The sequence below is a fragment of the Frankia sp. CoWAU3 genome (assembly GCF_977971855.1).
This window is the reverse complement of the sequence record NZ_CDWWXB010000084.1, coordinates 12,101-13,197: the sequence shown is the minus strand read 5'-3', so window position 1 is coordinate 13,197 and position 1,097 is coordinate 12,101. Positions and strand designations below refer to the sequence as shown.

General features: G+C 67.6%; 2 protein-coding genes. Both read right to left on the bottom strand.

The genetic code is table 11. The annotated features are described in order from the left end of the window. Window positions 1–63: 63 nt before the first annotated feature. Window positions 64–348, bottom strand: a complete 285-nt coding sequence (gene rsrA, locus AC08ON_RS09800) for a mycothiol system anti-sigma-R factor (RefSeq protein WP_476606806.1) — start codon at window positions 346–348, stop codon at window positions 64–66. After that, on the bottom strand, window positions 345–1,097 hold a 753-nt coding region (locus tag AC08ON_RS09795), incomplete at its 5' end, for a sigma-70 family RNA polymerase sigma factor (protein WP_476606807.1). The genes rsrA and AC08ON_RS09795, both read right to left, overlap by 4 nt.

The following is a 1,097-nucleotide window of genomic DNA, read 5'->3' as shown; positions in this document are numbered from 1 at the left end:
TGCCCGATACTCCGCCCGGCCCCAGCTACTCCGCCCGGCCCCAGCTACTCCGGCGGGCCCCAGCTACTCCGGCCGGTACTCGGCGGCCTCGATCTCCACCCGGGCGGCCCGCAGCCAGGCGAGCAGGCTCGCCCGCAGCGACTCAGGCGCCCGCTCCCCGCCGCACTTACGGGCGACGAGCATCTTCACCTCGTGCTCCACCCCGAACTCGCGCAGGCAGAGGGAGCATTCGTCAAGGTGGGCCCGAATCAGATTCTGCTGCCCGCCCTCACACTCACCATCGAGATACAGAAAAACCGCGTCGAGCACTTTCCGGCAATCGATCTCGTGTGGACCGCCGCAGCTCACGACGCACCGCCCTCGCCGTCGGCGGAACCGGCCGCCACGAGCCCACGGTCCAAGGCGTACTTTTCCAAGGACTTCCGCAGACCCCGGCGACCGCGGTGCAACCGGGACATCACGGTCCCAATCGGCGTACCCATGATCTCCGCGATCTCCTTGTAGGCGAAGCCCTCGACGTCGGCGAGGTACACCGCCATGCGGAAGTCCTCGGGCAGGGCCTGCAGGGCGTCCTTGATATCACTGTCCGGCAGGTGTTCCAACGCCTCGGTCTCCGCGCTCTTGAGCCCACTGGACGTATGCGACCCCGCCTCGGCGAGCTGCCAGTCCTCCACCTGCTCGGTAGGGCTCTGCAACGGCTGGCGCTGCCGCTTGCGGTACGTGTTGATGAACGTGTTCGTCAGAATCCGGTAGAGCCAGGCCTTGAGATTCGTGCCCGCCTGAAACTGGTGGAAGGCCGCGAACGCCTTGACGAAGGTCTCCTGCACGAGATCCTCCGCGTCGGCGGGATTACGGGTCATGCGCAGGGCCGCCGCATACAGCTGGTCGAGGTAGGGAAGGGCGTCCTGCTCGAAACGGGCGCCTCGCTCCTCGGTGGTCTCGTCGACCAGGATCACTTCCTCACCATCATGCTCCCCGGCGGCCCACCCCGCGTCCACCACACCTGACCGGGCGACACGCGACCGTCCTTCCAGAGCGGACGATACCCCGGCCAAAGCCGGAGCGCGCATCGGCGCAACGCTCGGCAAAGGCCGGCC